This is a genomic window from Rhodococcus sp. IEGM1428 (assembly GCF_050321865.1).
GTDB lineage: Bacteria > Actinomycetota > Actinomycetes > Mycobacteriales > Mycobacteriaceae > Rhodococcoides.
Genome location: NZ_JBNQFW010000003.1, coordinates 575,886 through 597,362, shown reverse-complemented (window position 1 = coordinate 597,362; position 21,477 = coordinate 575,886). Strand labels below are relative to the sequence as shown.

At 64.0% G+C, this 21,477-nt stretch carries 24 protein-coding genes; 11 read left to right on the top strand and 13 right to left on the bottom strand.

What is annotated here, in order from left to right; all coding sequences use genetic code 11:
* Nucleotides 1–2: 2 nt before the first annotated feature.
* Entirely contained in the window at nt 3–971 is a 969-nt protein-coding gene (locus ACQR3T_RS17670) for a phosphate/phosphite/phosphonate ABC transporter substrate-binding protein (RefSeq protein WP_428694319.1), read from the bottom strand.
* Between the two features lie 41 nt (nt 972–1,012).
* Nucleotides 1,013–1,711 (bottom strand): phosphonatase-like hydrolase, encoded by a 699-nt coding sequence (locus tag ACQR3T_RS17665; protein WP_428694318.1) that lies wholly within the window; start codon nt 1,709–1,711, stop codon nt 1,013–1,015.
* A gap of 108 nt (nt 1,712–1,819) precedes the next feature.
* Here ACQR3T_RS17665 and ACQR3T_RS17660 point away from each other — a divergent pair, with 108 nt between their 5' ends.
* From ACQR3T_RS17660 to ACQR3T_RS17650, 3 genes are read left to right on the top strand one after another with little or no spacing between them, the layout of a single operon-like run.
* Complete coding sequence (locus tag ACQR3T_RS17660; RefSeq protein WP_196249057.1) at nt 1,820–2,533, top strand: GntR family transcriptional regulator; 714 nt, start codon at nt 1,820–1,822, stop codon at nt 2,531–2,533.
* A gap of 1 nt (nt 2,534) precedes the next feature.
* Nucleotides 2,535–3,695 (top strand): TIGR03364 family FAD-dependent oxidoreductase, encoded by a 1,161-nt coding sequence (locus ACQR3T_RS17655; protein WP_428694317.1) that lies wholly within the window; start codon nt 2,535–2,537, stop codon nt 3,693–3,695.
* A 26-nt stretch (nt 3,696–3,721) separates the two neighbouring features.
* Nucleotides 3,722–4,324, top strand: a complete 603-nt coding sequence (locus ACQR3T_RS17650; protein WP_428694316.1) for a TetR/AcrR family transcriptional regulator — start codon at nt 3,722–3,724, stop codon at nt 4,322–4,324.
* 87 nt (nt 4,325–4,411) lie between these two features.
* Here the strand turns inward: ACQR3T_RS17650 and ACQR3T_RS17645 are convergent, their stop codons facing one another.
* The 3 genes from ACQR3T_RS17645 to ACQR3T_RS17635 all read right to left on the bottom strand — a co-directional run bounded on the left by ACQR3T_RS17645 (nt 4,412) and on the right by ACQR3T_RS17635 (nt 7,575).
* Nucleotides 4,412–5,887, bottom strand: a complete 1,476-nt coding sequence (locus ACQR3T_RS17645; protein ID WP_428694315.1) for a PepSY-associated TM helix domain-containing protein — start codon at nt 5,885–5,887, stop codon at nt 4,412–4,414.
* A 183-nt stretch (nt 5,888–6,070) separates the two neighbouring features.
* A complete protein-coding gene (locus ACQR3T_RS17640; protein WP_428694314.1) occupies nt 6,071–6,598 on the bottom strand; it encodes a hypothetical protein in 528 nt (175 codons plus the stop codon).
* Nucleotides 6,599–6,708: 110 nt separating this feature from the next.
* Nucleotides 6,709–7,575, bottom strand: coding sequence for an alpha/beta hydrolase (locus tag ACQR3T_RS17635; protein ID WP_428694313.1), 867 nt, complete (start codon nt 7,573–7,575; stop codon nt 6,709–6,711).
* A 227-nt stretch (nt 7,576–7,802) separates the two neighbouring features.
* On the opposite strand from ACQR3T_RS17635, the gene ACQR3T_RS17630 reads away from it, so the two are divergent.
* Nucleotides 7,803–8,054: a hypothetical protein gene (locus ACQR3T_RS17630; RefSeq protein ID WP_155290896.1), complete on the top strand. Its 252-nt coding sequence runs from the start codon at nt 7,803–7,805 to the stop codon at nt 8,052–8,054.
* 37 nt (nt 8,055–8,091) lie between these two features.
* Here the strand turns inward: ACQR3T_RS17630 and ACQR3T_RS17625 are convergent, their stop codons facing one another.
* A complete protein-coding gene (locus ACQR3T_RS17625; protein WP_428694312.1) occupies nt 8,092–8,664 on the bottom strand; it encodes a TetR/AcrR family transcriptional regulator in 573 nt (190 codons plus the stop codon).
* A gap of 77 nt (nt 8,665–8,741) precedes the next feature.
* On the opposite strand from ACQR3T_RS17625, the gene ACQR3T_RS17620 reads away from it, so the two are divergent.
* Nucleotides 8,742–9,401 (top strand): NAD(P)H-dependent oxidoreductase, encoded by a 660-nt coding sequence (locus ACQR3T_RS17620; protein ID WP_052069979.1) that lies wholly within the window; start codon nt 8,742–8,744, stop codon nt 9,399–9,401.
* A 27-nt stretch (nt 9,402–9,428) separates the two neighbouring features.
* Here ACQR3T_RS17620 and ACQR3T_RS17615 read toward each other — a convergent pair whose 3' ends face one another.
* Nucleotides 9,429–10,070: a CatB-related O-acetyltransferase gene (locus ACQR3T_RS17615; protein WP_032376260.1), complete on the bottom strand. Its 642-nt coding sequence runs from the start codon at nt 10,068–10,070 to the stop codon at nt 9,429–9,431.
* Between the two features lie 28 nt (nt 10,071–10,098).
* Nucleotides 10,099–10,518 carry a nitroreductase/quinone reductase family protein gene (locus ACQR3T_RS17610; protein WP_032376259.1) on the bottom strand — a complete coding sequence of 140 codons (420 nt, stop codon included), beginning with the start codon at nt 10,516–10,518 and terminating at the stop codon, nt 10,099–10,101.
* 212 nt (nt 10,519–10,730) lie between these two features.
* Between ACQR3T_RS17610 and ACQR3T_RS17605 the strand changes: the two genes are divergently transcribed.
* The 4 genes from ACQR3T_RS17605 (at nt 10,731) to ACQR3T_RS17590 (ending at nt 15,087) form a co-directional block, all read left to right on the top strand.
* A complete protein-coding gene (locus tag ACQR3T_RS17605) occupies nt 10,731–11,729 on the top strand; it encodes an ABC transporter substrate-binding protein (RefSeq protein WP_428694413.1) in 999 nt (332 codons plus the stop codon).
* A gap of 98 nt (nt 11,730–11,827) precedes the next feature.
* Complete coding sequence (locus ACQR3T_RS17600; RefSeq protein WP_032376257.1) at nt 11,828–12,793, top strand: FecCD family ABC transporter permease; 966 nt, start codon at nt 11,828–11,830, stop codon at nt 12,791–12,793.
* Entirely contained in the window at nt 12,790–13,569 is a 780-nt protein-coding gene (locus tag ACQR3T_RS17595; RefSeq protein WP_032376256.1) for an ABC transporter ATP-binding protein, read from the top strand. The genes ACQR3T_RS17600 and ACQR3T_RS17595 overlap by 4 nt, the downstream gene beginning before the upstream one ends.
* Nucleotides 13,570–13,578: 9 nt before the next feature.
* Entirely contained in the window at nt 13,579–15,087 is a 1,509-nt protein-coding gene (locus tag ACQR3T_RS17590; protein ID WP_428694311.1) for a protein adenylyltransferase SelO, read from the top strand.
* Here the strand turns inward: ACQR3T_RS17590 and ACQR3T_RS17585 are convergent.
* The 4 genes from ACQR3T_RS17585 to ACQR3T_RS17570 form a co-directional block, all read right to left on the bottom strand.
* On the bottom strand, nt 15,053–15,553 hold the full coding sequence (locus tag ACQR3T_RS17585; RefSeq protein WP_428694310.1) for a VOC family protein: 501 nt from the start codon (nt 15,551–15,553) through the stop codon (nt 15,053–15,055). The genes ACQR3T_RS17590 and ACQR3T_RS17585 overlap by 35 nt on opposite strands.
* Before the next feature lie 24 nt (nt 15,554–15,577).
* The gene (locus tag ACQR3T_RS17580) at nt 15,578–16,756 is read right to left on the bottom strand and encodes an acyl-CoA dehydrogenase family protein (RefSeq protein ID WP_428694309.1); all 1,179 of its coding nucleotides are present in this window, start codon (nt 16,754–16,756) and stop codon (nt 15,578–15,580) included.
* Between the two features lie 162 nt (nt 16,757–16,918).
* On the bottom strand, nt 16,919–18,703 hold the full coding sequence (locus ACQR3T_RS17575; protein ID WP_428694412.1) for an AMP-dependent synthetase/ligase: 1,785 nt from the start codon (nt 18,701–18,703) through the stop codon (nt 16,919–16,921).
* 56 nt (nt 18,704–18,759) lie between these two features.
* Nucleotides 18,760–19,680, bottom strand: coding sequence for an oxygenase MpaB family protein (locus tag ACQR3T_RS17570; protein ID WP_428694308.1), 921 nt, complete (start codon nt 19,678–19,680; stop codon nt 18,760–18,762).
* Between the two features lie 362 nt (nt 19,681–20,042).
* Between ACQR3T_RS17570 and ACQR3T_RS17565 the strand changes: the two genes are divergently transcribed.
* Entirely contained in the window at nt 20,043–20,186 is a 144-nt protein-coding gene (locus ACQR3T_RS17565; RefSeq protein WP_428694307.1) for a hypothetical protein, read from the top strand.
* A gap of 106 nt (nt 20,187–20,292) precedes the next feature.
* Here ACQR3T_RS17565 and ACQR3T_RS17560 read toward each other — a convergent pair whose 3' ends face one another.
* Nucleotides 20,293–20,571 carry an alpha/beta fold hydrolase gene (locus tag ACQR3T_RS17560; protein ID WP_428694306.1) on the bottom strand — a complete coding sequence of 93 codons (279 nt, stop codon included), beginning with the start codon at nt 20,569–20,571 and terminating at the stop codon, nt 20,293–20,295.
* A gap of 53 nt (nt 20,572–20,624) precedes the next feature.
* Between ACQR3T_RS17560 and ACQR3T_RS17555 the strand changes: the two genes are divergently transcribed.
* The gene (locus tag ACQR3T_RS17555; protein ID WP_428694305.1) at nt 20,625–21,470 is read left to right on the top strand and encodes an SGNH/GDSL hydrolase family protein; all 846 of its coding nucleotides are present in this window, start codon (nt 20,625–20,627) and stop codon (nt 21,468–21,470) included.
* Nucleotides 21,471–21,477: the final 7 nt, after the last annotated feature.

Here is a 21,477-nt window from a genome sequence, read left to right as displayed (position 1 = left end):
CGTCAGCCCTTGCACTTCTCGGAGCCGGTGATCTCGCAGACGTTGCGCACACCGTCGTAGTCGCTGTCCTGTGCCGGTACGACGCCCCAGGCATCCTCGTCGGTGATGCGGCATTCTTCGGCGCAGATGCCGTCGGCGACGAAGGCATCCGAGTTCATGCCTTCGCTGAACACGTCCTGAAGTTTCGCGATGGCGTCGGCACCCAGATCGTCGTTGGCGGCGAAGAGCGAACCGGCGATCGTATCGGACTTCCAGACGGTCTTCAGCTCGCCGGGTGCAATCTCGCCGTTGTCGATCATCGTCCGGTCGACCATGGTGTCGAACGCGAATCCGGCGTCGCAATCGCCCGCCCTCACAGCAAGTACCGATGCATCGTGCCCGCCGGCATAGATCGGGGTCATGGCGGCCGAGATGTCGGTCTCCGAACCTGAGGCGATCACGTTGTCCTCGATCAATCCTGCTGTCGGATAGAGGAATCCGGATGTCGAACTAGGGTCGACGAAGCAGACATTCTTGCCTGCGTAATCGGCAAGACCGTTCACCGATGCATTGTCGGACCGGGCGATCCCGTAGGACTGATAGCCGGGCTTGCCACCCTCGTCCTGGACGACGGCTCCCAGCGGCGTCATCTCGGCCCCGTTGATGCCGGCTACGACATAGGCGAACGGGCCGAAGAATGCGATGTCGACGTTGCCTGCGATGAGGCCCTCGACCACACCGGCGTAATCGGAGGCCTGGATGAACTCGACCTTCGCACCGGTCTCCTTCTCCAACCGTGTGATCACCGGATCGTAGCTGGCCTTCAGATCGGTCGAATTCTCGGCGGGAATCGCAGCGAGCGTGATGGTTTCGGGAAACCCTTGCTCGGTGGTGGCTCCGTCGGACGAACCGGAGCACCCGGCAGCGACGAGAGCTGCAGCAGACAGTACGGCCGCGGCGGTCACGGCACGACGGCGAGAGGTGGTGTTCATGGCAATAATTTCCGTTCGGTGAGGTTGGGTCGAGTGAGTGTTCACGGCAGAACGATGGGGGGAAGATCGGCGACGCTCTCGAGCACGTGGGTCGCGCCCGCCTCGCGCAGAAGGTCCTCGGAGTGAGCTCCGCTGAGCACACCGACGAGAACGGATGCGCCGGCGCGGCGACCGGACAAGATGTCGCTCGAGGTGTCGCCGACGACGGCGACGGCAGCGATGTCACTGACCTCGGCGCGCAACGCAGCAAACAGGACGAGATCGGGGTGCGGCCGGCCACGACCGGCATCACCGGGCGCGAGGAAGGCGTCGGGCAGGTCCTGCCAGCCGAGTGTGTCGATGATGCGCTTCTGTGTCGGTGCCGAGAACCCTGTTGTCAGCACGACACTGATGCCGGATTCACGAAGCTTCGTGATGGCCTGGGCTGCACCCGGAACGGGCGCGATGCCGTCGTCGATGCGGGCGTCGTAGGCAGACTCGAATTCCCGGTTGGCGGCCTGGGCGCGATCCTCGGATCCGAACAATGCCCGGAACACCTCGATCTTCGACTGCCCCATGGTTTCGAGTACGTAGCGTCGGGCGTCGTCACGTTCGGGTCCGTCTGTCGCGAGTCCGACGGCCGTCGCCGCGGCGTCGAATGCATCGAGTACGAGGCCGTCGTCGGTGACGGTCGTTCCTGCCATGTCGAGGACGACGAGTTCGATGTCGATGCTGGTGTTCGAGGTGGTGGAGTTCGGCATGGAGAAGAGACTGCCGTTTGGTATAGACCATTGCGTGGAACTCGGATGAACGACTCGTGAACGTCGCGCAACAATTAGGTCTAGACCAATTGATGCTATGGTCGGATCATGGTTGTGACCACCGAACCCCGGGTGCTCAAGCACCAGATCGTGCGCGGAAGTCTCGATGCGATGCTCGACGGCATGTCCGCAGGCGACGCTTTCCCTTCGGAACGTGATCTCGCCGATCGGTACGACGTCTCCCGCGAGACGCTGCGCCAGGCCATCCGAGAACTGTTGGTAGCCGGTCGAATCGAGCGTCGTGGTCGCGCGACGGTGGTGGCCGAGCCCAAGGTCGTACTGCCGCTCGCCATCGGCTCGTACACCGAGGCAGCGCGCGAGAAGGGCATGAGCGCAACCCGAATCCTGGTGGGCTGGGATACGTTCCGCGCCGACGACGCCCTGGCGGATCTGCTCGGAATCGACGTCGGTGCAGAGGTGGTGCAACTCGAGCGCGTCTTCACCACCGGCGACGTCCGAGTAGGCCTGGAAACGACTCGCATTCCCGCGTACCGAATTCCGGGGCTGCAGGGCAGCTTCGATCACCGAACGTCTCTGTATGCCGAATTACGCACGCGTGGAATCACGTTCGGACGGGTCGTCGATACCATCGAAACCGTCCTTCCCGACGCCCGAGAAGCCGCGCTCCTCACCGTAGACACGAGGACACCGATGTTCCTGCTCGGCCGCGTCTCCTACGACACCGACGGCATTCCCATCGAGCACAGACGTTCGCTCTATCGCGGAGACCGGATGACCTTCACCGCTGTCATGGATGCCTGAGATGACCACGAAATACGACGTTGTGATCGTCGGGGCCGGGATCGTCGGCCTCGCCCACGCGTACCACGCTCACCGACGTGGCCTGACCGTAGCAGTGGTCGATCATGCAGACCGGGTCGCGGGGGCGTCGGTACAGAACTTCGGACACGCCTGCATCACAGCGCAATCCGGTTACGCGCTCGAGTACGCCAGGGCCGGTCGCAGTCACTGGCTCGAGCTGGCCCGCACAGCAGGCTTCTGGGCTGCGGAATCTGGGACGCACTGCATCGCTCGCCACGAGGACGAGCTCGCAGTACTCGAGCAGTTCGCCGAGCTGCGCGGCCCCGACCACACGGTGTTGTTGGACCGACGCGAGGTGCTGGACCGGCTCCCGATTGCCGACACCGATGTGGTGGGTGGCCTGTACATGCCGACCGACGTGCAGGTGGACCCGCGTGCCGCCGCACCGGCCATCGCTCGCTGGCTCGCCGACTGCGGGGTGGACTTCCACTGGCGTACCGCTGCAACGTCGTTCGCTCCGGGCGTCGTCCACACTTCGCGCGGCGACCTGCACGCAGGCACCACGTTCGTCACCGTCAACCACGACATCGATCGACTGTTCCCCGAGTATGCGGAACGCGGCGGACTGGTGCGATGCCGTCTGCACATGATGCGAGCGACCCTCCCTGTGCGCGCACCACTCCCCTCGCCGCTGTTCACCGGTTGGTCGCTGCTCCGATACTCGGGCTTCGAAAACCTTCCCGCCGTCGCAGACGTCGCCGCCCGCCTGCAGGCCGACCACCCCGACTACGTCGAACTCGATCTGCACCAGATGTACACCCCGCAGCCCGATGGGTCGATTCTGTTGGGTGACACACATGTTCGCGAGATCACCACGTCCCCGTTTCAAAGCGAGGAAGGGTTCGAGGTGCTGCTCACCGAAGCGAAGTCACTGTTCGGAGTCGACCGCGTCGACGTCACCGAACGGTGGCAGGGCACGTACTGCTCGGCATCGGGTTCGGAGTTTCTGCTCGAAGAACCCGTCGATCGCGTGCACATCGTCACCGTCACCACCGGCATAGGAATGACCACCAGCATGGGCCTGGCGCTGTCGAGCGTCGACAACGCGCTGACGCCGGTCCAGCGCCCGGAATCCCGTTCTCGGCTCACCGCGCACAACTGAGCACATCTTCGTGTCAAGATGTAGTCATGCCGCCCGTCGTCCGTCCGTACCGAGGCGTCGCCGCCGACGAACGCCGACGTGAACGGCGTGAGAAGTTACTCGAGGCGTGCCTCGACGCGGTAGCGGAGTCCGGTGTCTCCACCGTCACGGTCGACGACATCTGCGCCCGTGCCGGCCTTTCCAAGCGCTACTTCTACGAGAGCTTCGGAGATCGCGACGCCATTCTCGTCTCCGCCCTCGACGACGTGATCGATGCCGTGGGAACCGCGCTGAACGAGCTCGAGCAGAAACATGGATCGGCGGAGGACCGCGTCGCGCAGACCGCCGCGGCCCTGGTACGCGCTCTCACCGCCGATCCACGGGCCTCCCTGCTGTACACCGCGGCATCGGCCAACCCCGCACTCGACGCCCGACGCCGACAGATGGTCGACAGGTTCACCCCGCTACTGATGCGAGAAGTACTCGACGCAGATCCCGGAGACCCACGCGCCGAAGCAGCCACCGTACTGATGGTCGCCGGCACGACCGAACTTCTCGACCGGTGGCTGCGCGGCACTCTGACATTCACCGAAGCCGAGTTCGTCGACACGTTGACCGCACTCGGCGTCGCCCTGGCGACAGCGTTCTGAAGCACAGGGCTCGCACCTGGTTGTTCACGATCGAACGCCATCGTCGGAATCCCGCGAATCGGCGACGATCGTGAACACTCAGGTGCGTCAGGCGGGTTCACTTTCATGTTGGGAGGCAGCGGAGTTGGCGGCTCTGGTCCGCGCGCGATGTACCGAGCCGAGTACGACGTCGACCACCAGGAAGGCCACCAGACTCAGCCCGAGGAGCGGGACGAACCAGCCGACCCCGATTGCGACGACCGCCAGTACGACGATGGACATCGGTGAGATGCGGCGAATACCGCCACGCAACGGCGGCCGTCCAGCGGTGAGACCGGTCGCTATGGTGGGGCGGCGTTTCCACCACATCATGTAGCCGCGGACGATGACCGATGCCAGTGCGAGCGCAAGGGCAAGCAGGGCAAGCTGATTGGCCACGCCGAACAGCGTCCCCATGTGCAACTGAATGCCCCACGCCGACAGCTTGGCCGCGAGGGGCCAGTCAGAGAAGTACTGGGTGTCGATCACCGTGCCGGTGCTGCCGTCGATCGAGATGGAGTTGTTCGACATCACCCAGGGCTGACGGGTTTCGGCGACGACGAACGCCACGTCGTCCGACGCCGGGATCGATGCCTCCACCGCTCCGTCGATTCCGTTGGCCTTCGCGGTGTCGAGAACCGAATCGATACGCCCGACGTTGTTGTCGGCCGTCGACGCGTCGGCCGACATGTCCATCGAATGACCACTGTGACCCGAGTGATCCCCCGTCGTCGCCGCGTCGGAGGAACCGATGGTCGTGGTGATGGCCGGGGTGGTCCAGCTCAGCGCCGTGCGTAGGTCGGTGACGTTCTCCCCCGCGTAGGTGGACCACGTGAGTCCGGTGGCGGAGAGGAAGATCAGACCGACGGCTATCCAGATCCCGGCTACGCCATGCCAGTTCAAGGACCTGTTGCGGCCCTTCGACTTACGATCGAAGGTGAGCAATCTTGCCTTGTCGCGGTTGCGTCGATAGCGCTCGAACCACAGGTAGAGGCCGCCGAGCGCGATCACCCACAACCACGACGCCGCGAGTTCGCTGTAGAGGCGACCCGGCTCTCCCAGGTGCAGATGGCGATGCAGTTCGGAGATCCAGGTGCGCACGGGTAAGGCGTTGGAGGAGCCGTAGACCGTCAGTTCGCCCACGGACGTCGCGGTCGCGGGATCGACGAAGACGGCCAGGCGCTTCGATTCACCGAGGGTGGGGTCGGTGAACAGCACGCGGGTGGTGTCGCCGGCCTCGGCGGCGGGGCGCACGGCGGCGACGGTGAGGTCGGGTCGTTCGGCTTGCGCTGCTCGGATCTGATCCGACACCGGAACGGCCGGGCCGGTGGCGTCGACGTGCAGGTAGTCCCGATACATCAGTTGTTCGATTGTCGGTGCGACGGCGTACAGCCCGCCGCTGATGGTGGCGATCAGGATGAACGGTGCGATGAGGATGCCCGCGTAGAAGTGCAGACGCAGGATCAGCGGACGCCAACTACGAGGGCTGTTCGGACGGGTGGGCGGGGAAGGATCGGCGACGCGTTCCATTTCCGGTGTGGACACGAGGACTCGTTTCGTGAAGGCATGAGTGGGCGCGCAGATATGCGCGAGGTGGCATCGCACGACGGATCGAGCCGTGCGCAGACGGCGTGAATCCACGACAGTGCGAGGTACAGGATCGAATGCGGCAACAACCCAATCACCCGACGCCTGACACGCAGGGCGGGTGACAATTTCGGGTTGCGCTCAGGCAGTACGAGCCGGTGGTCCGCGGTTCCCGCAGCCCGAGAGGTCGAGCAAAAGCGTCGATCCCGGGATCCGATACACCGGGAGCGGTGTGGCGATGCGATTGTCGTCGATGACGAGCGCTGCCAGTAGAGGTAAGGCTCTGCGGAGTGAAGTGACTGCACGCCGGATTCCGTGCTCGGCTCCGCGAATGGCGAGAGCGCCGACCAGGACAGCGACGGCGTGCGCGGCGAGCATCGGCGGGGTGAGCATCGAACCGTGATGGTGACCGTCGACGGCGGTGAGCAACAGATGCCCGATCGCCTGAGCCGTGGCCAGCACGACCAGGAGTTGCGTCCGCGGTGCCACCGCAGTCGGTACCGCCGACGCCGCGCAACCGACCGCCGCGCAGACGAGCACCAGCAGCACAACTGCCGCATCGGACGGGAACATCCCACCACCGAACGTGTGCGCAGTGGCTGTGACCAGCGCGGACAGAGTGCCCACGGATGCCCCGCGCAAGGGCGCGAATTCATCCGTGGCAGACATGGATGGGATCCTACTATCGACTACACCGCGTAGTACTCATGAGTTGCTCCAAACGCGCGGCCGAATCGCACTGTGCGATCAACCGAGCTTCGCCTGCGTGGACCGAAGCATCACGTCACCAGATGTTCGATCAACCACTGCACCGTCGCCTGACGAACTGCGTCGGCGTGATCGGTGAACAGCTCGAAATGCGATTCTGGATAGGACACGTATTCGACGCTCTCGACGTCGGCGAGTGCCTTACGCACTCTCGTGGGCGGAGTGATGGTGTCGGATTCCGCCAGAACCGCCAGGACCGGCACGGCGAGACGGCCCGCGGCCTTACGAGTCGACCACCGCAACATCGCCGGTAGCGAGGCAACGGTCACCTCGTTGCGGTAGTTCTCCGCGCCGCGCGCCATGCCTTCTGCCCATTCGTACGCTCCGTCCGAGTTCATCGCGGCAACCTCGCCCGGCCGTCCCGCAGCAGGGATGGTCAGACCCGGCCTACGGATCAGTCGACGAAGTGCGTCTCGCACAATGACCGGCGCGAGCTCCAGATTGCCCGTAGGAGTGAGGCAAATGAAGGGGATGATCGCTGCTACCGCCTTCACTCGTGGGTCCGCGGCGGCGACGGCGATTGCGTGCCCTCCGGACATACTCGTTCCCCACACCCCGATTCTTTCGGAATCGATGCGTGGGTCGGCGATCAGCACATCGAGCGCAGCGTGGAAAGCACGAAGTTGCTGGGGCAGATCGATGTGCTGCCGCATGGGCCCGGCGCTCGCTCCGAACCCGGGGTAGTCGAATGCGAGCGAGGCGACGCCGCCTGCAGCGAGTTCTCGACTGTAGTCTGGAATCAGCATTTCTTTGACTCCGGCAAATCCCGGGGCGGTGAACACTGCTGGCCAGAGCTCGACGCTCTCACCCGCGGGCAAGGTCAGCACGGCGGACACCTCGGTGCCGTCCACCTCGAACGTCATCTGCTCATCGGTCATCTCGCGCCCCTCGATCATGATCCCCCGCCGACCTCGGCGGCACGCTTACCTGCCTCGAACCCCGGCGTGTGGACGGTACTCGATCAAGGCCACAGTGCGGTCCATTCCAGCAGAACGATGGCCACAATCTCACATCCGAGCAATCGGTATGTTTACGATTGGTTATCCTGATCTTCGGTACTCGAACTTTTGAGTACTCCAGCGCCGATGCAGAGTGGAGACGCATAGTGGAGAGCTCGGACGAGGCACAGGCGCGGGTGTTTGCCGACATGCTGGTTGCCGAGATCGCGTCGACCTCGACTCGCGTGGAGGAGTCCGAGCACTGTGCCCGCAAAGCGTCCCGGGTCGGAGATTCCCGCAGTCAGGTGTGGCACAGCGAGGAAGCGCACACCCAGAGGCGGGCCCTGTACGAGTTGCATCGCCAGCTCGATGCGTTGCGTAACCGGTTCCCCATCATGAACGCGCCGACGACGCAGTAGACGCGGCCCGATTCACACTCCCATCCAGCCTGCCGCGTCAGGCCTTACCGACAATTGCGACGATCAACTCGGACAGCTCCCCGACCGCTTCCTCGGGAGTGAGCGAGCCCGAAACTGCCGCGTGTGACAATGCGTCCGCAGCACCGAAGATCGCGGTGATCGCGGGCGTCGAAATACTACCGCTTCCGAACGGCTCGAGAATAGCTCGGCAACGATCGGAGTACGCCCTCTCGGCAGCGCGCTTGACCTGTTCGAGTTCGGGTGAACCTTCCAGCGCGGCAAGCACTCCTGTCAGTTCACGCCCCTGAGCCAACGTGCAGCCCACGTACGAATTGGCAATAGCGCTCGCGCGTCCGTCCAACGTCGCGGGCGCTGTGTCGAGAGAAGCCTCGAGCATTGCTGCCTGTCGGTCGTCGAATTCCGTGAACAACGCAGCCAAGAGCTCCGCACGTGATCCGAAATGGCTGTACACCACCGGCTTTGCGACGCCGGCGTGTTCGGCGAGCCGGCCCAGCGTCAGGGCGTCGGCCCCCTCTGCCCGGACGAGAGCCCACGAGACCTCGACCAGTTGGTCGTACCTGTCCGATCGGGACAGTCTCGTACGTGCCATCGCGGACCTCCTTGCGCTATATACGAATAGTAACCTACTCTTGGTACATAGCCGTTGCCCCAACGAAAGGACCAGCCATGACCGCTCTTGTCGTAGTCTCCCATTCCGATCCCGACTCTCTCACCCACTCCGTCGCCAGATCCATTTCGGACGCGATCCGCACCACTGGCGGAGCTGTCGAGACGGCCGACCTCGCGGCGGAGAACTTCGACCCCCGCTTTGCCATCGCCGATCAGAACCTGTTCCGCGGCAACGGCACCACCCCCGCTGACGTCATCGCCGAACAGGAACGAATCGACCGGGCCGACCATCTGATTCTCGCCTTCCCGATGTACTGGTGGTCGATGCCCGCCCTGCTGAAAGGGTGGATCGATCGGGTCTTCGTCAGCGGATGGGCGTACGAGTACAACCCGGGAGTCGAGCTCGTCAAGAAGCTGGACCGACTCACCGTCCACCTGGTAGTTATCGCTGGCGACGACGCCGAGAGCTTCGAACGCCATCGCGTGCACGACGCGTTCCGCACGCAGATCGAGCGCGGCATCGTCGAATACTGCGGGGCGACAGTCGGATCGACAACATTTGTGTACGAGTCGGATTCCCGAACTCGCGAGGACCTCGGTGTCGAAATCAGCGAGGTCGGCATTGCCATGGCCGCGCGCGTGCAGGATCAGAGCCCGAGCGTCGACACCCGTCGCACACCCGCCCTGGTCGACTCGAATTCACATGCAGGGGTGTAGAAATCGCGTCGGGTAGTCGACTCCCACTCAGTCGAATCGCGCTGCCACCGCGGCGAGGTCGGCCACCGACCCATCGGAGATCGTGCGGATGTGTTCGGTGATCGAGTCGATGGGCCAGTTCCACCAGGCGATGTCCAGCAGAGTCCGAATCTCGTACGCTGTGAACCGTTCTCGGAGCACGCGGGCGGGGTTGCCACCGACGACGGCGTAGTCCGGAACATCCTTGGTGACAACGGCTTCGGTGGAGATCACTGCCCCGTTCCCGATCCGCACCCCCGGCATCACCGTGACGTTGCCGCCGATCCAGACGTCGTTGCCCACCACGGTGTCTCCCCGCGACGGCAGATCGGACACCAAATCCGAGTGCTCGGCCCAGGCACCACCCATGATGGGAAAGGGATACGTGGATACACCGCTCATTCGGTGGTTCGCCCCGTTCATGATGAACGTGACTCCGGTGGCCAAGGCGCAGAACTTCCCGATCACCAATCGATCGGGTCCGTAGTGATGCAGCACGTTTCGGGTCGCGAATTGCTCGGCGAATTCCGGATCGTCGTAGTACGTGTACTCGCCGATGTCGATGAGCGGGCTGGACACCAGCGGTTTCAACAGCACCACCCGCGGCTGCCCGGGAATGGGGTGCAGATTCGATGCGTCAGGAGCGGTCATGCTCCGACACTAGCCACGCATCGACCGGTCAGGCGGGAGTCAGCCGGAAGATCGGAAACCGTCGCCCTTCGGCTGTCTCGACGTACTTCGCGAAGCCCTCGGACGCGTCCAAGAATTTCTGCCAGTTCGCGTCCCACTCGTCGTCTGGGATTTCCGACACGGTCACGGCGACGGTCTCGACGGCACCGTCTCCGGGAATCTCGACGTCGATGGCGGGGTGTGCACGCAGATTGTGCACCCAGGCAGGATGTTTGGGCGAGCCCGCGGCCGACCCGACGATCAGCCAGCTTCCGTCTTCCGGGATCGCCATCAAGGGGTTCAACCGAACCTCGCCGCTCTTGGCACCGATGGAGTGCAGAACGACGAGCGCATCGCCGAAGCCCGCCGTGGACACATGCCCGCCGTTGCTGCGGAACTCGTCGATGATCATCTGGTTGAAGTCGGCCATACGACGAGTATGCCGCGCATCACGCTGTTCAGGACCCGATTCCATCGACGATTTCCGTCGATGCAAGCCAAAGGTTAGCCTGTGCTCATACGCATCTCGCTGCGTACCGCCGTCGGGCAATCCCCGGCGGCTCGTTGCTGTCTGAAACCGAAGGACATCTTCACGTGCTCAACGTTCGTCGCCGCGCCGGGACCCTCGCCGCCACGGTTGCCATGGTCGGATCACTCGTCGCCTGCGGGGCATCCGAAGAGGTGCCCGACGCGATCTCCGACACCACTGCGGGTGGGACGTCCTATCCACTGACGATCGAGAACTGTGGGGAGTCGGTGACCTTCGCCTCCGCCCCACAACGGGTGGTGTCACTCGATCAGAATTCCACCGAAATTCTTCTCTCGCTCGGCGTGCAGGATCGGATGGTCGGCACCGCTTCCTGGACAGATCCTGTGCGGGAGAATTTGGCCGAGGCGAACGCCGGGGTCCCCCGACTCGCCGACAACGCGCCCACCTACGAAGTCGTTCTCGACACCGAACCCGATTTCGTCACCGCATCGTTCGGACGTCATTTCGAGCAGGGCGGCGTTGCAGAACGCTCACGGTTCAGCGAAACCGGTGCAGCAACCTATCTTTCACCGACGGACTGCGACGCCGGTCGCAGCGTCAACGGCGGCAACACTCGCACGACACCGCTGACCATGGATTCGCTCTACCAGGAGATCACCGAACTCGCGGCGATCTTCGACGTCAACGAACGCGGTGTCGAATTCGTCGGAGAACTGAAGAACCGCATGGCCGACGCCACCACTCGGACTGCGAATGCCGATGTGTCCGCGGCGTTTTGGTTCGCAGACACCAAGAGCCCGTACATCGCAGGTGGACGGGGATCGGCAGATCTGCTCGCACGCACGGTCGGTATGTCGAACGTGTTCGCCGATACCGACGACGACTGGCCTGCCGTCGGCTGGGAAACCATGGTGGATCGGGATCCGACGGTGCTCGTACTCGGCGACCTCGCACGCAACCGTTTTCCCGGTGACCTGCTAGCGGACAAGATCGCTTTCCTCGAGTCCGACCCCGTCACCAGCACGATGGCCGCCGTCCGCGACAAGCGCTACATCTCACTGCACGGTGCGGAGATGAACCCGTCGATCCGGGCCGTCGACGGCATCGAAAAGGTGTCGGCTGGACTGCGCGACCTGGGACTGTCGTCCTGATCACCACCGCTGTCCGCCGCCCTGCAGCCGATCGCTCGCCCGCCTCCCGTCATCTGTGGCGGTGGGTTCTGGCGGCGGTCGCTGGAATCGCACTGTGTGTGGTGTCGGTTCTCGTCGCCATCACGCTCGGTCCGGCGAATATTTCGCTGGTCAACGTTCGCGATGTGGTGCTGAACCATCTCGGCGTCACCGATGTGCCGGTCAAGGTGTCGAAGAACGCGATCATTTGGGAGGAGCGGCTCCCACGAGCACTAGTCGCCGCGGCCAGTGGCGTCGGGCTCGGGATCTGCGGCGTCATCATGCAATCGCTACTCCGCAATCCGCTGGCGGATCCGTTCGTGCTCGGAGTCTCGTCTGGTGCCTCGACGGGTGCCGTTGTGGTCGGCGTTCTCGGCGTGGGCGGGGCCGCCCTCGGCCTGTCCGGCGGGGCGTTCATCGGCGCACTCGTCGCGTTCGGCCTGGTGCTGTTCCTCGCCCGCATGTCCGGCAGCGGAAACGACCGCGTCATCCTCGCCGGTGTCGCGACCACTCAATTGTTCTCGGCGCTCACATCTTTCGTGATCTTCGCGTTCGCGGACTCCGACGAGACCCGCGGCGTGATGTTCTGGCTCCTCGGATCGTTCGAAGGAGTGCGATGGAACGACGTCGTGCTGTGTGTGACCGTGGCCGCCATCGGAGCAGTGGTGTGCTGCTACTACGCGTATGTGCTCGACGCGTTCGCGTTCGGTGACTCCGTCGCGTCCTCGCTCGGCTTCGATGTCGCGAAAGTGCGCATGGCGCTGCTCGTCGGTACCGCCCTGATCACCGCGACGTTGGTCAGCGTCGCCGGCGCGATCGGATTCGTCGGGCTGATCCTCCCGCACGCCGCGCGACTACTCGTGGGACCCAACCACAGTCGACTCGTACCGGCGACAGCAATCATCGGTGCCGTCTTCATGGTGTGGGTCGACGCCGTGTCCCGAGTCGCGTTCGCTCCTACCCCACTTCCGGTAGGAGTCGGAACGGCATTGGTCGGCGTCCCCGCCTTCATCGCGATCATGGCTCGCAGGAGAGGAATTCGATGACACTCCATGCGTCGAACGTGTCGTGGAAGCGCGGCGGAGTCCTGGTGGTCGACGGCGTGACCGTGCATCCACGGCCCGAACGAATGGTAGGCCTGTTGGGCCCCAACGGTTCCGGCAAGTCCTCGCTGCTGCATCTGCTGTCCGGGGCCGCGACACCCACCTCGGGTGTCGTCGAGCTCGACGGTGCCGAACTCGGTTCGCTCAAACGCAAACACATCGCCCGCGCCGTCGCGGTTGTCGGTCAGCACGCCCACACCGACATCGACGTGACGGTTCGTGACGTCGTGCGACTCGGCCGAATTCCGCACCGCGGACCGTTCGGTGGAAGCGACCTGGACGACGACGCAGTGGACGATGCGTTGGCGCAGACCGGGCTCAGCGACAAGGCAGATCGATTGTGGCGCACTTTGTCCGGCGGCGAACAGCAGCGGGCGCACATCGCCCGGGCTCTCGCGCAGCAGCCCCGCGAGATGTTGCTGGACGAGCCCACAAACCACCTCGACATCCGTCACCAGCTCGAGCTGCTGGCGCTTGTTGCGCGCCTGCCGATCACCAGCATCGTCGCCCTCCACGACCTGAACCTGGCAGCGATGTTCTGCGACGAGGTGCTGGTACTCAAAGACGGGAAAGTGGTCGCAGGCGGTACACCTGCGGACGTGCTGACCGAGGACTTGATCGCCGCGGTCTACGAGGTGCGAGCGAGGGTGTCGGTCGACGACGGGCGAGTCCACATCCGATTCGACGCGGCGGCACGGCCCGAGGTTGTTCGTCGCTAACCTTGAACCATGAGTGGATCCTCGAACGACCCCGCAGTCGCGACCACGAACCTGCCTTCGTTCGGGTTCGAGACCACGTTGGCCGACGAGGTTCCCGGCGTCACGGTGCCGTGGCAGGGCACCCACGCACCGGACCCGCGGGTGCTGATCCTCAACGATGGCCTGGCCCGGTCACTCGCGCTCGACCCAGAGTCGCTGCGCACTCCGAACGGGGCAGGCGTGCTGTCCGGGTCGATTCCGCCGTCCGAGGTTGCCACCGTGGCGATGGCCTACGCGGGTCACCAGTTCGGCAATTTCCAGCCCCTGCTGGGCGACGGTCGAGCGCTGCTACTCGGTGAGCTTCGCGACGATCGGGGCCATCGAGTCGATCTGCATCTCAAAGGGTCCGGCGCCACACCGTTTTCGCGTGGCGGTGACGGGCGCGCGGTAGTGGGAGCGATGCTGCGCGAATACCTGATCAGCGAGGCCATGCACGCACTGAACATTCCCACCACGCGTGCACTCGCCGTCGTCACGACCGGTGAGCAGGTACTGCGAGAAGGAGGACCGCAACCCGGCGCGGTGCTCGCCAGGGTCGCGTCGAGCCATCTGCGGGTGGGCACCTTCGAGTTCGCCGCCCGACGGGAAGGACTCGCGCAAACCCTCGCGGACTACGCGATCGCCCGCCACTACCCTGCCTTCGTCGATCTTCCGGCCGAGGATCGCTACCTCGCCTTCTTCGAAGCCGTCGTGGACGCTCAGGCGTCCCTCGTAGCCCAGTGGATGTCGGTCGGATTCCTTCACGGTGTCATGAACACCGACAACACGACGATTTCCGGCGAGACCATCGACTACGGGCCGTGCGCCTTTCTGGACGCCTACGATCCGGCGACGGTGTTCAGCTCCATCGACCACGGCGGACGCTACGCCTACGGCAACCAACCCGCGGTTCTCGGTTGGAATCTGGCCCGATTCGGCGAAACTCTGCTGCCACTGGTGAATTCGATGCCGGACACCGCCATCACCGCTCTCACCGCGATCCTGGACACGTACGGGGATCGCTACCGACAGCACTACTCAGCCGCGATGGCCCTCAAGCTCGGCCTGGCCGACGATGGCGTGGACGCGGCATTCGTGGACGACCTGCACCGGTTGCTCACCGATCACCGTGCCGACTGGACCCTGACTTTCCGCGCCCTCGCCGAGAACCTGCGCGGGAACACGGCTCCGTTCGACTCCCTCGTTCCACCCGACGCGTCCGCGAACTGGCTCGAGCGTTGGCGCACAGCGGTTTCGGCACGGGAACAGAACTTGTCATCTGTCGCCGACGGCATGGATCGCGTCAACCCGGCATACATTCCCCGCAACCATCTGGTCGACGCTGCCCTGAATTCCGCGACCGAGGGCGATCTCGAACCCTTCGAGCGCCTGCTCGACGTCGTCACGTCGCCGTTCGATCGACGCGACGACCGGTCGGACTACGCCCTGCCTGCACCCGAGAACTTCAGCGCCGGATTCCAAACCTTCTGCGGGACCTGACTTCCTGGGTAATCGGATGTCGCTGCGGCGGCTCCATGAATTCGATCGTCTCTCCGTGTGGACCGACCGCGTACATCACGCGGGTGCCCACCTTTGCCCCGCCGGCAATAGGTTGAGGAGTTCCCTGCGCCGTCCACCCGAAGTCCGCGATTCGCGTCAGGACCGCGTCGATGTTGTCGACCTCGAAGGCAAGATGGGCGAAACCAGGATCGTGGGGTCGAGAGGATCCCGGCTCTCCCTGGACGTTGCGATATTCCAGCAGTTCGATCGTCTGACCCGCAACGGATACCACCGCCATCCGGACTGCAGCCCCGTGCGCTCCGGTGACCTCTCCGAGAAACTCTCCACCCATCTCACCGGTGCGTTCGAGGACCGCGCCGAGACCATCGATCCAGAACCGAAGGGCGTCATCGAGGGAACCGACGGCGAAGCCCACGTGGTCGGAACGAAGGATTCTGAACGACATGCCAGGAGCCTACGCCTGGCATGTTCACGAGTTGCGCTTCTGTTCGGCTCTGATCAGTCCGCCGCCGACGATCAACCGCTGGATCTCACTTGTCCCCTCGTACAGCCGCAGCAGTCGTACGTCCCGGTAGATGCGTTCGACCGGAACGTCACGCATGTATCCGGCACCGCCGTGAATCTGGACCGCGAGATCAGCTACCTTGCCGACCATTTCGGTACAGAACAGCTTCACCGCAGACGGAGCGATACGCCGGTCGGTCTCCAGCACCCACGCCCGCGCAGCCTCACGAACCATCGCCCGGCCCGCCATGACTCCCACCTGTTGATCGGCGATCATGGCCTGCACCAGCTGGAAGTTTCCGATCGGCTCACCGCCCTGAGTGGACGCCGCGGCATACGACACCGATTCGTCCAGCGCGCGCTGCGCCTGACCGACAGCCAGCGCAGCAATATGCACCCGCCCCCGCGCCAGAGACGTCATCGCCGCCTTGTACCCGATGTCGCCGTTCGCCCCGACCAACGCGTCGGCCTCGACCCGGACATCGGTGAAGTTCACATCAGCGGTTCCGGAGCCCTGCTGCCCCATCTTCGCGTCCTTGACGCCCACCTCGATTCCCGCGGTGTCGGTGGGAACCAGGAATACCGCAATACCGTTGCCGCGCTCGGGTTTCGGGTCCAGTTTGGCGAACACGACGAACATGTTCGCGATCGGCGCATTGGTGATGTATCGCTTGCTGCCGTTGATGACCCACCCAGTGCCATCGACTTTCGCCGTCGTCTTCAGGCCCGCCGGATTGGATCCGGCCCCGTCCTCGGTCAGCGCGAAGGAGGCGACGATGTCGCCGGTTGCCATGCCGGGCAACCATTTCGCCTTCTGCTCCTCGGTACCGAAGCCCACGAGCACCTGCCCGGCGATCCCGTTGTTGGTACCGAACATCGACCGCAGCGACAACGAGGTGTAACCGAGCTCCATCGCGAACTCGACGTCCTGAATCAGATTGAGACCGAGCCCGCCCCATTCCTGCGGAAGCGCGTAGCCGAACAGGCCCATCTCCGCAGCCTGCTTCCGCAGGTCCTCCGGAATCGAATCGGTGTTCATGATCTCGAGTTCACGCGGCACGACACGCGACCGCACGAACTGCGAGATCTGCTTCAACACGTCCGCGAAGACGTCATCCGGTACATCGGGGTTCAGCGTGTCCATAGGACCACTATCGAGTAAGGCGACACCTCAGTCCACTAGTCGATAGGAACGTCCTGTTCGACGAGGCGTAGTCCCTCACGTCGGCGGAGTCGCCGGACGTTGGCGGCTCCGGCACCGGGTAGGTCCTTCGCGGGATCGTTGGCCGAAACAAGTGCAGGACTTCTATCTCGCCGACATCGGTGTCGATCTCATCCGCTCCCCCAAGCTGTCCATGGTGTGCACCGCGCCCGAGGAGTACAGCTCGTCGATCTCGACTGCGTACTTCTCCGAGATCGGCTTGCGCCGCAGCTTCAGTGTCGGAGTGAGCTCGTCACCGCCCGCCTCCCAGACCGAATCCAGTATGCGGTGGCGTTTGATCTGCTCCACTCGCGAAAGAGTGTCGTTGGCCGCTGCGATCCCCTCGGCCACCACCGTCCGAATCCGTTCGTCCCCGGCCAGAGAATCGGCTGACGCGTCGTCGATCCCGAGGCGAGTGGCCAGCGCAACGGCGGCGTCGGGATCCAAGGTCACCAGAGCCACGTTGAACGGTCTCGCATCGCCGATGACGGCGACCGTTGCGATCAGCGGACACGCGGCCTTCACTGCGTTCTCGATGTTCGCCGGCGACATGTTCTTGCCCGCAGCGTTGATGAGAATTTCCTTCTTACGATCGACGATGCGTACGTACCCGTCGGCGTCGACGGTTGCGATGTCACCGGTCCGAACCCATCCGTCACCGTCGATGGCCGCCATGGTCAGTTCCGGCGCATGCCGGTAGCCACCGAAACAGACCGGCCCTCGAACGAGAAGCTCACCGTCCTCGGCCACCGAAATCTCGTTACCTGGAAACACTCGTCCGACCGTGCCGAGCCGAATGGCTCCCGGCGGGTTCATCGTGCCGATCCCGGTGGTCTCCGTCATTCCCCACACCTCGAGGACGGTGATGCCTATGGCCAGGAAGAACTCGAGGGTGGCGGGTGATATCGGGGCAGAACCACAGATCGACGCACGCGCCTGATCCAGGCCGATGGCGGCACGCAGCTGGGACAACACCTGACTGTCCAACGTGCGCCACTCTGCGGCATCCTCGGCGGACAGCTCGGGGCCGCCGAGCTGAGCACGCGAGCGCCGACGCCCCAATTCGATTGCACGACGCGTTGTTTCCCGAACACTGTCGTCCGATATCGCATCGACCTTGGCTTCGAGGGCCGCGCGGAACTTCTCCCACACCCGCGGAACCGCGAACCACACTGTGGGCCGCGTGTCGATCAACGCAGGCAGAATCGACTTGGCGTCCTCGACGTACGTGACCTGCATGCCGAGGATCGCCATCCAGTACAGACTCGACACCCGGTCTGCGATGTGCGCCGCGGGCATGAACGAGGTGATTCGGTCGCCGAATACGATCGGCATCACCTCGTTCAGACCGTGAGCCGCAGCCAGGACGTTCGCGTGTGAGATCTCCACGGCTTTGGGATCTCCAGTAGTGCCCGAGGTGTAGACGAGCGTGAGCGTGTCATCCGGTCTCGAGGCTCTCCAACTGCTGTCGAAATCGAACGAAGCGGACTGCTTCGCTTCCAGCTCCTCGAAGGTCAGGTCAGCGCCCTCAACGTGGCCGTCCATCGACACGACGTGATCGAGCGGAGCTCCGCTGGCCACGACCGTGGACACCATTGCGCTATCGCACAACATGATTCGGGCATCGGAATGCCCGAGCACGTACGCGAGCTGCGCAGGCGAGGAGGTGTTGTAGACCGACAGCGTCGTGGCACCCACATGCATGATGGCAGTGTCCGCGAGTGCAAACTCGGGCCGATTGCGCATCATCAGTGCGACGACGTCACCCCGGCGCACACCGAGAGCATGCAGCCCCGAGGCCACAGCGCGTACCCGCGAGTCGTACTGGGCCCACGTCACCGCAACAGCGCCGCCCGGAGTACGGAACGCCACCGCATCGGGATCGACCATCCTTGTCCGCTGAAACGCCTCGCACACCGTCAGCGGCAAGCCGATACCATTGCTGCTCAACGGTTTTCTCCTGTCGGACGGATGCTGCGTGCGACGGCCTTGCGGTGGCCGAGCGTCGGAATGTCCAGCGGCTTGGGATGACGCGTTCCGAAGTGATCGGACCAGGATCGATGGGGCCGGTGCGGCCGCGCACCCTGTAAAGCGAGGTAAGCACCGATCGCCGGCGGCACGACACGTCGATAGGCCCGGGACGGGTCGGGCAATCGATGTACCGCACGAAGATCCTCGGTCAACACCGACAGCAGAATGCCGTCGGCGAAGCGTTTCGTGTAACCGGGAAACCACCGCTCCTGCCAATCGAGGAACAGTTGATCGACGATCTTGCGTGCCCCGTCGGTGTGCTCGTAGCGGGCCTCGTAGTCGAAGGTCCAGCGCAAGAACCCTTCCCGCGTCTGCGGAACGTCGAGTCCCATGTATTCGCCGACCTGACGCCAGAAGTGAAAGCGCGCCTCGCGCTCGTTGTCGGTGAAGACGTTCAACCCGAGGTGTTCGACGATTCGATCCGGCTCGAAAGCCAGCGATCCCAGCGTGTACAGCTTGTCGTCGTCGGTGATGCCGAATCGTGAGTGGATCTGCTCCATCCGGTCGATGAACGATCGGCCGTATTCGCTCGAGTGACCTTGATGGAGCATCTCTCCGAAGAAGAGCAGCGTGTCGTCGTTGCGTCTGCGCACGTCGTGCATCATGTCCCCGGTACCGGTTCGGTAGAGAATTCGCGCGATCGACGGAATCGCCACCTGCCGGGCGAAGGCGACTGTGTATGCGGCATGAGCGAAAACGGCATCCCCGTAACGGACTTCGAGGCTCAGATGGGTGGCTTCCTCGTTTCCGACAACCGGGTCGAGTTCCTCGATCCGGCGGCCGACCGCCCGGCCCGTCACCCACTTCCGAGACATCAGTGCTGCGCTCGACGCCATGACTTTTCCTCCGCATTCCGTCATCGGCACCAAACAGGAACGGCACCGTTCTCAGTTCACCATCAACTAGGAACGCCTCCGTGTCAATATGTAGCCGAAGATTGGAGTTCGGGCTCCACATGGCCGAATACCGGCGGCGGCTTGCCGAGGAACTCGAACCGGCACTCCGTGAACGCCTTCTCGCCTACTCGACGCGACCTGCCCTGAGCCCACGTCGCATCGGCGAATGGAGGGCTCAGGATTCCGTGGCGAGGTCTCGATCATCGAGGAACACCGGTGACCGTTCGTGGCACGTTCGAGTTGACCCAGGCGCGCCTCCCGCACCTCGTCGACTCACCGAACCCCCACATTCTCACGGCGGCGTGAAAAATCTCCTCGGAGGCAAGATCAACGGACGAACACTGATCGACGTCTACGTCCTTGTCGAATCCGGGATCACCGATCTCGGCCCGTACGGCGGGGAAGAACCTCTCTCTCTCGACATCTTCGTCGATCCCATCGCGTGACATCCATTGCCCCGCTGCTGAATCAGCTCCCCAGATTCGGATATCCGACGCCGATCGGCGTCCGATATCCCAGAGCGAGGAGCCGATCCGATGATGTCGGGCAGGATCACGAGATCACGGGTGTGTGGTGCGGACTTTCTACGGACGGCCGCATGAGGCCCGGATGATCCGAACCACGAACGGCCGCAACAAAAGCGATCGGTCGATCGAGGTGCACGAGGTGACCCGCGCCGTGGACGACGACACTGTCGATATCGGGCTTTCGACGCACCACGCGGTCGTGGAGTCGATCGATCCAGCTCCCGCTTTCGCCGCAGAGCCCGTAGCCAGGTTCGGCTCCGACACAGCGCACGATCAGTGGGCACCCCAACACTTTCGCACTCATTGTCCTGCTCGAAGCGGCTGGACGTAGGCCGTGTTAGCGGCCACAGTGGAGTGGTGGATACATCCCCTCGCACGCCGGGCACACGCACGTATTCCGACATGGTCGCCTTGGGCAGCTCGTTCGCTGCCGGACCCGGAATCGAACCGGTGGTCGACGACAAGGCGATGCGGTCCGGGAGAAACTACGCACACCTCGTCGCCGAGGACCTGGGTGCCGCGCTCACGGATGCGACGGTGTCGGGTGCCACCACGGCCACGATCCTCGAGAAGAAGCAACGAGTCTCCACGACACGGTTCGCGCCACAGATCGACGCAGTCCGAACCTCCACCGATCTCGTGACGATCACCGTCGGTGGAAACGATCTGGGCTATCTCGGCGCGCTGCTCGGGTGCGCTGCGGCGAACCGGGTAGCTCACCGCTGGTACGGCCGTCCGGCGGGATGGTTGATCCGAAAGGTGCTGTCCAAGAAGGACATCACCGACGTTCTCGTATCGGACACCACCGACTCCGTCGTCAGGATCATCGACGAGGTACGACGGCGTGCACCACACGCGCGGGTTGTCATCGTCGACTACGTCCCGATCGTCGACGACACTACCGTTCCCAGCGACACCGTTCCTCTCACCGCCGAGGAGATTGCGTTCGCCCGCAACGTCTCGGCGACGTTGTCGGACATCTACCTCGCCGCCGGAGCGAAGACCGGGGCAGAGATCGTGTCCGCGTCGTCCTTCGAGTCCGGCCACGGTACCGGTGCCGCACAACCCTGGGTTCACGGCTTCCGACCCAACGGACTTCTCGCCGGGTCGTTCCATCCGACAGCAGAAGGTATGCGCGCTGCAGCAGATCTGGTGTTGGAACTTCTCCGACGCAGCGACGGGACCGGAAACGGATCGAGCTAGGAACCAG